The following is a 13309-nucleotide window of genomic DNA, read 5'->3' on the forward strand; positions in this document are numbered from 1 at the left end:
TATCAGGAGTTCATTTACTCGAAGGCACCCGGCCCGTGAGTCTAGGCTCGGTTTTAGCCGGGCATTCCATTTAATGAGGGAAATAGTTTACTTACACGCGCCAAAATAATAATTCCAATTACATGTTAGTTCTTGACGGAATCTTCTTTCGCCTTTTAGATTGGCTATTTCGTGTAACTGTATGTGAACAGCAAAGTCATTTATGCTGAGCCAGTTACTTATCCGGAAAAGCCCGTGCAGCATATGCTTCATTATAACAAGGAACTTGCGAAGATGGCCGTCACCTCCTCTCGAATACTCTCGACTCATTCCCTACATGTAAACCGAAAGACACTCTTTCCAGTAGCCACGCTGGCACTTTCGCTGATTGCTTCTCCCTTGGTACATGCAGATGACAGCGCACACTACGGCGGCACACTGAACCTGCAGGCACAGGCTTCTGCAGGCACTATTGACCCAATGGTCAATTACGAAGCCGAATATTGGCAGCTTTATGCCTCCGTGTATGATGGTCTGGTGGCATTCAACAAAGCGGGTGGGAAGGCGGGCGATAAAATCGTCCCCGATTTGGCCACCAGTCTGCCTCAGGTATCCGATAATGGAAAAACCTATACCTTTACGCTTCGCAAGGGGATTGAATTCTCCAATGGGCAGCCCGTCACTCTCAAGGATGTTGTCGCCTCGTTTCAGCGCATCTTTAAAGTCCTGAGCCCAACCTCGGGTACTTTTTATAATAATATCGTCGGAGCTTCCCAGTGTTTGAGCACACCTGCAAGTTGTACATTGAAAGGAGGCATTACGACCGACAGTGCGAAAAATACAGTCACCTTCCATCTTGTACACTCTGACCCGGACTTTCTTTACAAACTTGCCGCTCCCCATGCCTCTATCCTGCCGGCCAGCACTCCCGATCATGATGTAGGTAACACACCGGTAGCGGGGACCGGAAGTTACATGTTCAAGAGCTATGATCCCAACTCAGGGCTTGTGCTTGTACGCAATCCTCACTTCAAACAATGGAGTGCCGAAGCCCAGCCCAAAGGTTATGTAGATGAGATCGACTATAGCTTTGGTAATACGCAGGAAGCATCGGTAAACGCGATCATGAATGGGCAAGCGGACTGGATGTATGGCAATCCCCCAGTGGACAGGCTCTCGGAACTCAGTACAAACGCCCCATCACAGTTACATCTGAACGTGCTGAATGAGACCTATTATCTTGCCATGAATAATCATCAGGCACCTTTCAATAATCTGAAGGTACGACAGGCATTGAATTATGCTGTAGATCGTAATGCCCTGGTCGCAATAGGTGGTGGCTCAGTATTGGCATCTCCAACCTGCCAGATTCTTCCCCCCGGAATGCCGGGCTACAAGCCCTTCTGCCAGTACACTGCGAACCCCGGTGAAAAGTGGAGTGCGCCTGACATGAAGAAAGCACAGGCACTGGTGGATGAAAGCGGTACCAAAGGCCAGAAAATTACCATTGTCTCCAATGAAAATCAGGAAAGTGTGGGGATTGCCACTTACATTCAGTCGGTACTGAATAACCTTGGATACAATGCATCAGTACAAACGCTATCCAACGCTATTCAGTTCACCTATATCCAGAACACCAGCAACCACGTGCAATTGTCAGTCACCGATTGGCTCTCTGACTATCCTGAGCCTTCAGATTTCCTGAATGTGCTCTTCAGTTGTGCTTCCTATCGCAAGAATTCAGATAGTTCGATCAATATCGCTGGTTTCTGTCAGCCATCAATCGATAAGCAAATGCAAACAGCGATGAATACCTCCGATCAGAAAAGTGCAGAAGATCAATGGAGCAAAATCGACCGCTCGATCATGGAACAGGCACCTATTGTTCCGTTATTCAATCCGAAACAGGTAGATCTGGTATCCAAACGTTTGGGCAACTACACCTCCTCTGGTATGTATCAAATGTTGTTGTCAAAAGTATGGGTGCAGTAAGCAAATGTCTTTAACCAACCAATCCGTTACACCTTCTCCTCAAGAAGAGTCAGTAAAAGATTCCTACAGGGCCCCCAGTGGGCCCTGGCGAAAATTGTGGCGGGGGATTCTCTCCAGCCCAACAGGAATCATTTCCGGCCTCGGCCTCATTCTGCTGGTTGTGGCCGTCCTGATGGCACCGCTGTATGCGCATTATGTGTCGAAAACGAATCCATTCGAGCCCGGTTTTAGTCAGCATATCGAAATTAATGGCAAGAGCATCCCTGTTATGCAGCAATCCACCCAAGGCCTCGGATTGGGTGTTACCCCCATCGGTCCAACCTGGCACGGGCAGTATTTACTGGGTGCTGATTCACAAGGGCGCGATGTAATGGCGAGGTTGCTGTACGGCGGGCAGAATTCACTATTGATAGCCGCCGCGGCCACCGTTATCTGCCTTATACTCGCATCCATTGTAGGCATCGTGGCAGGTTATTTCGGTGGGATTACAGATGGAGTACTTTCTAATCTGGTCGATATCATGTGGGCCTTCCCGGTGTATTTGCTAGCCATTACCCTTTCCATTCTAATGATTGGAAAAACCTTTGATATCGGCCCCTTCCATGTTTCTTCGGGAAGTCTGTTTATTCCCATCATGATTATCGGCGTGGTCTATGTGCCTTATGTTTCGCGCCCTATCCGAGGAAAAGTTCTTTCCATTAAAAACAGCGAATTTATCCAGTCTGCTCGAGGACTTGGCATTAAACGCTCACGCATTTTGTTCGCCCATATTCTGCCAAACATTATATCGACGTTAATCGTTTTTGCACCGATGCTAATGGCCCTCAATATTGTGACCGAGAGCGCGTTGTCCTTTCTCTCTGTGGGCGTCCAGCCACCCAATGCCAGTTGGGGAACAATCCTGCAGGATGGCCAAAATCTGCTCTATAGCCGCCCTGCTGTCTCAATGGCGCCGGGGATCGCCATAATGATCACAGTGCTGCTACTGAACCTCTTTGGCGATGTACTGAGTGACATCCTTGATCCGAAATCAGGCAGGGGGCGCTAATGTTTGCTGCAATATCGACACGCCTGATCCGCATGGTGATCGTGATGTTCGGAATCAGCGTGGTAACCTTCGCCCTGTTTTTCGCTACACCGGGCGTTGACCCTGCCGCACAGATTGCCGGGAGAAATGCCTCACCTCAGACCCTGGCAGCGGTACGTCATGAATTTGGGCTCGACAAGCCTATCTATGTTCAGTATGGCGTCATGATGGATCACCTGTTCATTAAGCAGGACTTGACCTCTTTCGTGAACCGCGGTGAGCAAATCGTGCCAACCATCATGCATGCAGCGCCAGCAACACTTTCACTTGTGGCAGGTGGTGCACTGCTATGGATGGTGCTCAGTGTGCTCATTGGTATGGTGTCAGCCGCTTTCAAGAATCGGCTCCCGGATCGGTTGCTCATGGGCATTTCAATCATGCTGGTCTCTATCCCTGTCTTCTGGCTGGGAGAAATGATCAATCTTGTTACGCAAAGTGCGCTGCACGATACCTGGATGTTTTCATGGGTACCGCCACTGGGATATATTCCTTTTTCTCAAAGTCCTGCACGCTGGTTTCTCTCGCTTCTCTTTCCCTGGATTTGCCTGGCACTGCTGTATGTAGGCCTGTATGGACGTATGCTGCGTAGCGGTATCATTGAAACCTATCAGGAAGATTATATCCGGACAGCACTCGCCAAGGGCTTGAGCTCGCGTAAAGTCCTGATCAAGCACGCCACCCGGGCTGCGATTATCCCTATTGTCATTATGTTCGGTATGGATTTTGGCGCGCTGGTGGGGGGCGCTGCCGTATTGACAGAGGTGGTCTTCAACATCAATGGTGTGGGCCGCTTGACCTATCAGGCCATGCAGGTGCTGGATTTACCGATGATTATGGCAACAGTGCTCTATGCATCATTCTTTGTCGTATTCGCCAATGCAGTTGTTGATCTGTTATGTATTTTGATTGATCCGAGGATGAGACGAAAATGAGTGACGTGCGAACCTTGTCATCACAGCAGTTGTCATCACGACAAACAGGCCCGGATCATCCCTCATCAGTTGAAAACCGGAAAGCCACCGATTGCGACCGGAAAACAGTTCTTTCTGTCAGAAATCTGGGCATCGCCTTCCGTCGTGGACGAAAGCAGTGGAATACCGTTGTCGAGGGCCTTGATTTTGATATTCGCGCTGGTGAAACCGTTGCTTTGGTCGGTGAATCAGGGTCTGGAAAAAGTGTCACCTCGTTGGCTATCATGCGCTTGTTGGACCCTGAAAACAGCCGTATCACAGGCACTATCAAGCTCAATGATACGGAGACGCTGGCACTGAGCCGTGATCAAATGGCTGAGCGTATACGTGGCCAGAAAGCCGCGATGATTTTTCAGGAGCCGATGACTAGCCTTCATCCCATTTATAAAGTGGGTGATCAGCTCATGGAAGCGTTGACCGCCCACAAGCGATTGAGCAAAAAGGAGGCCTTCGAAGACGCTGTTGCCTTATTGGAACGGGTACGTATTCCCAATGCACGTTCGCGCATGCACGATTACCCACACGCCTTTTCGGGGGGAATGCGGCAGCGTGTCATGATCGCCATGGCACTGGCTTCCTCACCTGATCTTCTTATCGCAGATGAACCCACCACGGCGCTGGATGTCACGGTACAGGGAGAAATTCTGGATCTGCTAAAACAGCTCCAGGAAGAAACCGGCATGGCTATCCTGTTCATCACACACGATATGGGGGTGGTCGCCGAAGTGGCAGATAGAACCGTAGTCATGCTGCGTGGACACATGGTCGAGCAAGGTCCTACTACCGAGATATTTTCTCATCCGCAGCAACCCTATACACGTGCGTTGCTGGCCAGCGTTCCCACTCCGGGAAGCATGAAGGGAACGAGCGCACCACTCCGTTTTCCATCCATAGATATGCAAAGCGGCGATATACAAGCCCCTCAACCCTTAAAACGAACACCGGATTTACGTGAGCCCATTCTCGAAGTCTCTGCGCTGACAACGCGCTTCGATGTGCGCGGTGGGCTTTTCCAGCGAAAAATCGCTCGCGTGCATGCCGTGGAAGATGTTTCGTTCAAGCTCTATCCCGGTGAAACACTCTCTATTGTAGGGGAATCCGGCTGTGGCAAATCAACCACGGGGAAATCCATTATTCGCTTGAATGAAGGGGTGCGTACCGGCTCCATTCGTCTTGGAGGAGTAGAACTCACCGAGCTATCCTCCACTGACATGCGCACCATGAGACGCGAGATCCAGATGATTCCTCAAGATCCTCTGGCCAGCTTGAATCCACGTATAACGATCATGAATGCGTTACTTGAACCCTTCATGCAACACGCGATGGGAACCCGCAAGGAAGGTATCGCCAAAGCCAAAAAACTGATGGATCAGGTTGGCTTGGCTGCCGAAATGCTTAACCGTTATCCACACGAGTTTTCTGGTGGACAACGTCAACGCGTGTGCATTGCCCGGGCACTTATGCTCGATCCCAAAGTCATTATTGCAGATGAGTCAGTATCCGCACTGGATGTTTCGGTCAAGGCACAGGTCGTCAATCTATTGATGGATATACAGGAGGAAACGGGTATCGCCCTGCTGTTTATTTCACACGATATTGCCGTCGTGGAACGCATAAGCCACCGCATTGCTGTTATGTATCTGGGCGAAATTGTTGAAATTGGCCCTCGTGCCAACATTATTGAAGAACCGCTGCACCCCTATACACAGCGTTTGATTGGCTCAGTCGCGTTGCCTGATCCCGCACGGCGACACAGTAAGCGCCATCAGGAAGTTCATGAATTGAAAACCCCCATCCATGAACTTTCCTATCAACCACCAAAACGGAAATATAGAGAAGCTTCACCAGGTCACTGGCTGATGCAATCCACTCATTAGTCTCATACCCCGCTCGAATGCTGGCTAATTACCTGTATTCAGCTATCTTGTACAGAGGTGCTCCTGGAGCACCTCTTTTTTTTTCATTCCAGGAGGAATCAATGGTCAAAAAGACTACCATTCATGCCCAACAGCAGACACTTCCCGGCGAAGAGTCTTTACTCAAACCGGCTGCGGAGATGATTCGCCCTGACTATAAGGGAAGCGACAAGTTAAAGGGGAAAGTAGCCCTGATTACAGGCGCGGACAGCGGTATCGGACGCTCAGTGGCTATTCATTTCGCACGCGAGGGCGCGGATGTTGCTGTCTCTTACCTGAGTGAAGATGATGATGCCAGGGAAACCAAACGCCTGGTGGAGGCCGAAGGCCAACAATGCCTGCTGATTCGTGGAGATCTACGCAGTAGTGATTTCTGTCACGAGGTCGTCAAGAAGGTGGTCGATACCTTTGGCAAACTCAATACAGTCGTCAATAATGCGGGCGTTCAGTTTGTCTCGACCGACCTCACCACGTTGAGCGATGAACAGTGGCAAACCACTTTCGACACCAACATCAATAGCATATTTTACATTTCAAAAGCAGCACTTCCCCATCTGGGTGAAGACGATACGATTATCAATACCACATCGATCAATGCTTACGTTGGGCCCGAGATACTGATCGATTACAGTGCCACCAAAGGCGCGATCGTCAGCTTCACACGTGCGCTCTCCAATCAAGTAGTCGGCAAAGGCATTCGAGTAAATTGTGTAGCACCGGGCCCGGTCTGGACGCCCTTACAACCCGCTACTTTAGGTGCCCATGATCCGGAGATGCTGGAAGATTTTGGAAGTAACACTCCCATGGGACGTGCCGGGCAACCCTCTGAATTAGGACCATGCTACGTCTTTTTAGCCTCGCTTGATTCTTCATTCATCAGTGGGCAAACCTTACACCCCAATGGGGGCACAGTCGTAAATGGTTAATCCCAAGTCTCAGCCCTCTTCCTCAGCCCTTTATGCTCCCATATAAAGGGCTTCTTTAACTGCTAGTGGTTACCAAGAGTCCGTCGTGTCTCAATGGAGTAATATCCGTGTCAGATCCACATGAACCTGCAGTTGTGCTCCCAGTCCCCTGGCTGGAACGTATTTCTCATCGATATTGGCTGGAAGCAGAAGGCGAACGTCTGTTGGTCTTCTACCGTGCCTCACGTCACCCAAAAGGAGGCTTCGCCGCACTTGATAACGATGGGCATCTTCCCAAAAATGCACACCCCGATACCATGCAGACAGCGAGGATGACGCACTGCTTTTCCCTGGCATCACTAAGGGGAGAACCCGGTGCCAAACCATTGGCACAACATGGGATCGATGCCTTGAAAGGTGTACTCAGGGATGACAAATACGGCGGCTGGTATGGCGCCCTTCCCATCAACAAGAAAGCCAACAGTACCAAGCTTGCCTATATTCACGCCTTCATCACATTGAGTGCAGCGAGTGCATGGCAGGCTGGTATCGCAGGGGCTCGAGAGGTGCTGGATGATGCCATCAATGTAATCAATACTCACTTTTGGTCAGAAAAAGAGGGATTGGTACATGAAAGCTTCTCGCGAGATTGGTCGAAAGAGGAAGCTTACCGCGGTGGTAACAGTAACATGCATACCACCGAGGCTTTTCTTGAGCTGGCTGATGTTTTGAACGAGCCCCATTGGCGGGAACGAGCACTTTCCATCGTCACATTCATTATTCACCAACATGCCCGCAAGCAAGGATATAGGGTCGTGGAGCATTTTGATGAATCGTGGAATGAGTGGCCTGATTACAACAAAGAGTCCCCTGCCGATCCTTTTCGCCCTTATGGCGCTACTCCGGGACACTCTTTTGAATGGGCCAGGCTGATCCTGCATTTGGAAGCCGGATTATTGGCACACGGCGAAGATACGCCTCATTGGCTGCTTGAAGACGCTGAAGGGTTATTCCATAAAGCGATCGAGGTTGGCTGGAATGTAGACGGTGAACCGGGGCTGATTTATAGCCACGATTGGGACAACAAACCGATCATCCGAAAACGTATGCACTGGACACTCGCGGAAGCCACGGAGGCCGCCTATGCCCTCTTCAAGCGGACGGGTAATCCTGACTACGAAGAATGGTACAAGACTTTCTGGGATTATATTGATGGCTATCTGATTGATCGTGAAAAAGGCAGTTGGTGGCAGGAATTGGATGAAAAGAATCAACCTTCGTCAGAGATATGGCAAGGAAAAGCGGATCTTTATCATGCCTATCAAGCCACTCTGATTCCACGCCTGCCTTTATTTCCAACGATTGTGAAAGCGATTTCAGAAGGGAAGGATGCCCTCTAGGGAATAGTGATAAGTCGAGGGTGCCCCTGATCTATTGATGACTCTCATTAACGGCAGTAATGCTGTCGTTGAAGCGTCCGCAGGGGTGCCACTTGAAAGGTGATTAAAGGTGGGCGAGAAATGTTTGCAAACCCGGCAGATACACGATCACGATATACCTGCCAGAACCCGCTAATCATCGCCTGCCGCTTAGCAGTTGTCTTTTAACATCTCGCCATTAACAGCTATCTTTTATTGCCTATCAGACCCTAGCTATCAAGCAGACTCTCTTTTCTGTTCTTGATTCCAAAAATATAGGTGAGTAGGGAGATGCCAATCACAATAGTGATATAGCCGATAAACAACGTCATATGCTGAGTGGCAAGTGACGCCTGATACAGTAATGGCGCAGTGCCACCAAAGAGTGAGTTGGCAACGGCATAACCAAATCCCACACCCAACGCACGCACATGAGAAGGAAAAAGCTCGGCTTTTACCACGGCATTAATCGAGGTATATCCTGTAAGAATGATGAAACCTACTCCTAGAATCAGCGCTGCAGGCAGCCATGATGTCTGGGTTGGAAGTGCTTTCAACATGAAGCCTGTATAGAGAACACCACCCATGCCGAAGAAGACCAGCAGAGGTTTCCTTCCCCAGATATCAGAGAGCGCACCGCCAATGGGCTGAAGCACCATTAAGAAGCCCAGCATGATCAGATTGATCACACTGCCTATAATAATATCGTGCCCCACAAAGGTGGACTGAATGATACGAGGTGCCGTCACTGAATAGGTGTAGAACGCGATGGTACCGCCGGCGGTGACCAACAGACATACCAACAGGGGTTTCCAGTAATGGGTCAGCAGCTCAATCATGGAGCCCTGATGATTCTTGCCATCCTTGCCCTTATCAAGATCTGTCTTTTTGAGGGATTCATCCATGGTCTTACGCATGAAGTAAACGCCAATCGCGGCGACTCCACCCAAACCAAAGGCCACGCGCCATCCCCATACAGAAACCTGATGATGATCGAACAGCAAAAGTAAAATCAGGAGAACCAACTGTGCGACAACCTGCCCACCGATCAGGGTGACATAGTTGAAGGATGACATGAAACCACGCCATCCTTTCAGTGCGGATTCCGACATGTAAGTCGCACTGGTCCCATATTCACCGCCGGTGGCAAAACCCTGCAACAGGCGTGCGATCAACAGAATGATCGAGGCTCCTATCCCAATGGAGGAAACGGTCGGCGTGAGCGCGATGACGAATGAGCAGAGCGCCATGATACTGACCGAAAATGTCAAGGCGCTCCGTCGGCCGAAACGATCCGCATAGCGCCCGAAATACCAGGCCCCCAAAGGACGCATTAGAAAAGTCGCGGCAAATATCGCCCAAACATAAATAGCCGAATTCTTGTCGGCTGACGAAAAGAACTGTGACTCGAAGTAGCCCGCAAAGGCTGAATAGACATAAACGTCATACCATTCGATCAGGTTGCCGGCAGACCCTTTCAGGGTATTGGAAACAGAGCGCCTGAGATCGGAGACTTCTGCTACTTGTGATGTTGGGGATGAATGATTCATTCAGACCTGACTTATTAAATTATTATGATGAATTGTTCATAAACATGAGAAAGCGGAATAAAAATAAACGCCACTACCTTTACCACATATTCCTGATTCCGTGAAGAAAAATTGCCTCTACTTCCCTGCTAACCCTTTAAAAAAACAGGTAAAAAATATTTTTAAACACTATAAAAGGCCAGTTCCCTGATTTTGTAGATATTCATTAACAGAATATAAAAATAACATCTGCACGCATCTAAATAGAACATTTCGATATTTTTCGCTACCGATAAGCCGACGCATACTTGATACAGCACCTTTTATAACAGGATCGCTTGACAGGTCCGATATTCACGCAAGGAAATAACAATGCGCCGGCACTTACGCTCTACTTTCGACACGCTATCTCATCCGACACATTTCACTAATACTCTGCCTTTTTTGCAGACTCCAATAAGCACTCCTACAGCAAAGAACGCTTATAGCGTAAAAGCCACTCTCAAACGAAAAGCGGTCAAAAGCGCCAGTGCCCTGGGATTGATAACCGCTGCCTTATGCCTCCAAAGTGGACTCACGACGGATGCCATGGCTGCCGATACACTCACATTTGGTTATCAAACGGGCGTTGACCCCACCAAGGTACCGCAGGCAAATGGTGAATATGAGAAAGCAACGGGCCAACACATCGTATGGAAAAAGTTCAGTAGTGGCCCCAGTGTTGTTGCTGCATTGGCTTCAGGCTCCCTACAGGTAGCCGATTTGGGATCAAGCCCATTGGCGGCGGCAGATTCACGAGGACTCCCTCTGGTCACGTTTTTGGTGGTAGGCCAAATCGGCAGCGCCGAAGCATTGGTTGTACGTGACGGTAGCGGTGTTACCGATCCCAAACAGCTTGAAGGAAAAACCATCGCAACCCCCTTTGTATCGACCAGTCATTACAGCTTACTGGCAGCATTGAAACATTGGGGCGTTGATCAGCAAAAGGTTCACATTGTAAACCTGCAACCGGCTGAAATCGCAGCCGCATGGCGTCGAGGAGTGATTGATGGAGCTTATGTCTGGGCACCGGCGCTGGGGCAGATTGAGAAAACCGGCAAGGTGTTAACGGACTCTTCACAGGTCGCACAATGGGGAGCCCCCACTTTTGAAGTCTGGGTCGCACGCAAGGATTATGCCAAAGCGCATCCGGAAGTGTTACAGGAACTCGCTCAAGTGAGCCTGAATGCTTTTGCCAATTACAACCATGATCCTGCCGCATGGAATGCTTCATCGCCTCAAGTCGCGGATATAGCACGCCTGACCGGCGCCTCCCCGGCGGACATCCCCGCTTTGTTGAAAGGCACCACCTTCCCCGATCGGGAGCAACAACTCTCCTCACACTATCTTGGCGGTGGGACAGCGCGTGCCATCAAAGCGACTTCCCAATTCCTGTATGAACAGAAAAGTATTCCCCAGGTACTGGATAATTATGCTGACTATGTAGATGCTCAGTACGTGAAAAACGCCACCGCTACGTCAAGTGATCATGGGGAAACGTCGGGCCAATGAGTGAATTGAAGGCAGATGCAATCAGTGTCAGCTATCCCTTTGCCGATAAGGGAAAACGTGGACGCAAGCAAATTCTGGAACCGCTCTCGCTCAGCATGAGCAAAGGTGAATCCGTGGTAGTTGTGGGGCCATCAGGTTGTGGCAAGTCAACGCTACTCAATGTACTTGCCGGCTTCCAGACACCCGATCATGGCAGCGTCAGTATTGATCACCAGACGCTCCACGGCCCGGGGGGTAACCGAAGTGTAGTGTTTCAGGATGATGCGTTGATGCCCTGGCTGAATGCATGGAAAAACGTCGCATTGGGTCTAAAATTCAAGGGCGCCTCCCAACGGGAACAGAAAGCCCGGGCCCATGAGGTCCTTGGGTGGGTAGGATTAAGTGACTTTGCTGAACAACGCCCCACAGCGCTCTCTGGTGGACAACGACAACGACTGGGATTGGCGCGCGCTTTAGCCGTAGAGCCGGATTTCCTTTTTCTGGATGAACCTTTTGGTGCGCTGGATGCATTGACCCGTGAACGAATGCAAGGGTTACTACTGACACTTTGGCGAAAAACGCGCAAGGGTATTTTTCTGATTACTCATAGTATTGATGAAGCCCTGCTGCTGTCGACTGATCTGTTAGTGATGGCGGGTCCACCGGGGCGAATCATCCGCCATTTGAAGCCCGGCTTCGCAGAACGATTCATTGATGGGGAGACGCCAGAGGCATTACGCCGTGATCCTCGCTTTGAAATGCTACGGCAGGAAGTCAATGCCTTGCTTCATCCACGGGAAGAAAGCCCGCTATCTGCGACTAATCAGCAGAAGGCAAGTGCGACAACAACCTCCCTGTCCAGTCAGTATGAGACAGCCGATGCTCCTTTCGAAGGTACCATTGCAGAGGGCGCACGCCATGGCTCAATTTGAACAATTTCCGCCGTTGAAAACACCTGAAATAAAGGGTGAAAGACAACGGATTGCCCTTTTTCTTCCCAAAGTCATTGGTGGCATCACAATCATTGCACTTATAGTGATCTGGTGGCTAGCGTCAGTACTGGGCTGGGTAAATCCGTTATTTCTACCGGGCCCGGGGCATTTGGTCAGCACCTTTATTACGCTGCTGAAACAGGGCTATATGGGCGTCCCCCTCTGGCAACATGTCTGGACGAGTCTGGCGCGGGTACTGACCGCTCTGGGATTTGCTGTTATCACCGCCCTTCCGCTGGGTGTGTTGATGGGCACACGCCCACTGATCCGTGCTGCCCTCGACCCACTTATCGAGTTTTATCGCCCGATTCCACCACTGGCTTATTTGCCATTGATCGTGATCTGGTGTGGCATCGGAGAACTCTCCAAGGTGCTACTGATCTATCTGGCGCTGTTTGCCCCCTTGTTGATCAGTACCGTCAGTGGTGTACTTCGTGTCGACCCGACACGGTTGCAAGCGGCCAGAAGCCTTGGCGCATCACGCTGGCAAACACTGGTTTATATCATCATTCCCAGTATTCTGCCTGAAGTGATTACCGGGCTTCGCATCGCGCTGGGGGTGGGCTGGTCCACCCTCGTGGCTGCAGAACTGATCGCCGCGGATAGTGGTCTCGGCTTCATGGTACAGTCAGCGGCACAGTATCTATCAACCGATGTTGTCATGGTGGGCATTATCATTATCGCGCTGATTGCGCTGGTCATGGAGTTCGGCCTACGCAGCATCCAAAAACATTTTGCCAATTGGTAAAAGCGCATCAAGCGTCAATGCTAATGATGTCAAGCGATATAAAAACAGGAAGAGAGCTCTTGTAGACTATAAGTTCTTGCAGACTATAAGCTCTTGCAGACTATAAAGAGGGGCTCTCTAGCGGTGATAATCGCTCGAAAGCACAACATCAGCTTCCAACGCAGCGTTGTGTCACCTATTGAGGCATCAGGGCGGGCTGAATAATGCAGGTAAACGTATTGACCAGGAAGCAATGCATTTAT

General features: G+C 50.1%; 10 protein-coding genes. 9 read left to right on the forward strand and 1 reads right to left on the reverse strand.

Going from position 1 to position 13309, the window contains the following annotated elements:
* Positions 1–243: 243 nt before the first annotated feature.
* The 6 genes from LMG33818_RS01845 (at position 244) to LMG33818_RS01870 (ending at position 8250) form a co-directional block, all read left to right on the forward strand.
* Positions 244–1971 carry an ABC transporter substrate-binding protein gene (locus LMG33818_RS01845; RefSeq protein ID WP_442322167.1) on the forward strand — a complete coding sequence of 576 codons (1728 nt, stop codon included), beginning with the start codon at positions 244–246 and terminating at the stop codon, positions 1969–1971.
* A 4-nt stretch (positions 1972–1975) separates the two neighbouring features.
* Positions 1976–3019: an ABC transporter permease gene (locus LMG33818_RS01850; RefSeq protein WP_442321650.1), complete on the forward strand. Its 1044-nt coding sequence runs from the start codon at positions 1976–1978 to the stop codon at positions 3017–3019.
* Complete coding sequence (locus LMG33818_RS01855) at positions 3019–3990, forward strand: ABC transporter permease (protein ID WP_442321651.1); 972 nt, start codon at positions 3019–3021, stop codon at positions 3988–3990. The genes LMG33818_RS01850 and LMG33818_RS01855 overlap by 1 nt, the downstream gene beginning before the upstream one ends.
* The gene (locus tag LMG33818_RS01860; protein ID WP_442321652.1) at positions 3987–5906 is read left to right on the forward strand and encodes an ABC transporter ATP-binding protein; all 1920 of its coding nucleotides are present in this window, start codon (positions 3987–3989) and stop codon (positions 5904–5906) included. The genes LMG33818_RS01855 and LMG33818_RS01860 overlap by 4 nt, the downstream gene beginning before the upstream one ends.
* Before the next feature lie 101 nt (positions 5907–6007).
* Positions 6008–6871: an SDR family oxidoreductase gene (locus tag LMG33818_RS01865; protein ID WP_442321653.1), complete on the forward strand. Its 864-nt coding sequence runs from the start codon at positions 6008–6010 to the stop codon at positions 6869–6871.
* 107 nt (positions 6872–6978) lie between these two features.
* Positions 6979–8250, forward strand: a complete 1272-nt coding sequence (locus LMG33818_RS01870) for a D-mannose isomerase (protein WP_442321654.1) — start codon at positions 6979–6981, stop codon at positions 8248–8250.
* A gap of 248 nt (positions 8251–8498) precedes the next feature.
* Here the strand turns inward: LMG33818_RS01870 and LMG33818_RS01875 are convergent, their stop codons facing one another.
* The gene (locus tag LMG33818_RS01875; RefSeq protein WP_442321655.1) at positions 8499–9818 is read right to left on the reverse strand and encodes an MFS transporter; all 1320 of its coding nucleotides are present in this window, start codon (positions 9816–9818) and stop codon (positions 8499–8501) included.
* Between the two features lie 351 nt (positions 9819–10169).
* On the opposite strand from LMG33818_RS01875, the gene tauA reads away from it, so the two are divergent.
* The 3 genes from tauA to LMG33818_RS01890 are packed head-to-tail and all read left to right on the forward strand — an operon-like array spanning position 10170 to position 13067.
* Positions 10170–11348, forward strand: a complete 1179-nt coding sequence (tauA, locus tag LMG33818_RS01880; RefSeq protein ID WP_442321656.1) for a taurine ABC transporter substrate-binding protein — start codon at positions 10170–10172, stop codon at positions 11346–11348.
* Positions 11345–12259 (forward strand): taurine ABC transporter ATP-binding protein, encoded by a 915-nt coding sequence (locus tag LMG33818_RS01885; RefSeq protein ID WP_442321657.1) that lies wholly within the window; start codon positions 11345–11347, stop codon positions 12257–12259. The genes tauA and LMG33818_RS01885 overlap by 4 nt, the downstream gene beginning before the upstream one ends.
* Positions 12246–13067 (forward strand): ABC transporter permease subunit, encoded by an 822-nt coding sequence (locus LMG33818_RS01890; RefSeq protein WP_442321658.1) that lies wholly within the window; start codon positions 12246–12248, stop codon positions 13065–13067. The genes LMG33818_RS01885 and LMG33818_RS01890 overlap by 14 nt, the downstream gene beginning before the upstream one ends.
* The last annotated feature ends 242 nt before the right edge of the window (positions 13068–13309 follow it).

The organism is Cernens ardua (genome assembly GCF_051251085.1).
Taxonomy (GTDB): domain Bacteria; phylum Pseudomonadota; class Gammaproteobacteria; order Pseudomonadales; family Halomonadaceae; genus Cernens; species Cernens ardua.

What these genes read in the sequence shown, in the direction of transcription:
- LMG33818_RS01890 (WP_442321658.1), top strand. Translation starts at nt 12,246, where the DNA reads ATGGCTCAATTTGAACAATTTCCGCCGTTGAAAACACCTGAAATAAAG.
- LMG33818_RS01865 (WP_442321653.1), top strand. Translation starts at nt 6,008, where the DNA reads ATGGTCAAAAAGACTACCATTCATGCCCAACAGCAGACACTTCCCGGC.
- LMG33818_RS01850 (WP_442321650.1), top strand. Translation starts at nt 1,976, where the DNA reads ATGTCTTTAACCAACCAATCCGTTACACCTTCTCCTCAAGAAGAGTCA.
- LMG33818_RS01875 (WP_442321655.1), bottom strand. Translation starts at nt 9,818, where the DNA reads ATGAATCATTCATCCCCAACATCACAAGTAGCAGAAGTCTCCGATCTC.
- LMG33818_RS01885 (WP_442321657.1), top strand. Translation starts at nt 11,345, where the DNA reads ATGAGTGAATTGAAGGCAGATGCAATCAGTGTCAGCTATCCCTTTGCC.
- LMG33818_RS01845 (WP_442322167.1), top strand. Translation starts at nt 244, where the DNA reads ATGCTTCATTATAACAAGGAACTTGCGAAGATGGCCGTCACCTCCTCT.
- LMG33818_RS01855 (WP_442321651.1), top strand. Translation starts at nt 3,019, where the DNA reads ATGTTTGCTGCAATATCGACACGCCTGATCCGCATGGTGATCGTGATG.
- LMG33818_RS01860 (WP_442321652.1), top strand. Translation starts at nt 3,987, where the DNA reads ATGAGTGACGTGCGAACCTTGTCATCACAGCAGTTGTCATCACGACAA.
- tauA (WP_442321656.1), top strand. Translation starts at nt 10,170, where the DNA reads ATGCGCCGGCACTTACGCTCTACTTTCGACACGCTATCTCATCCGACA.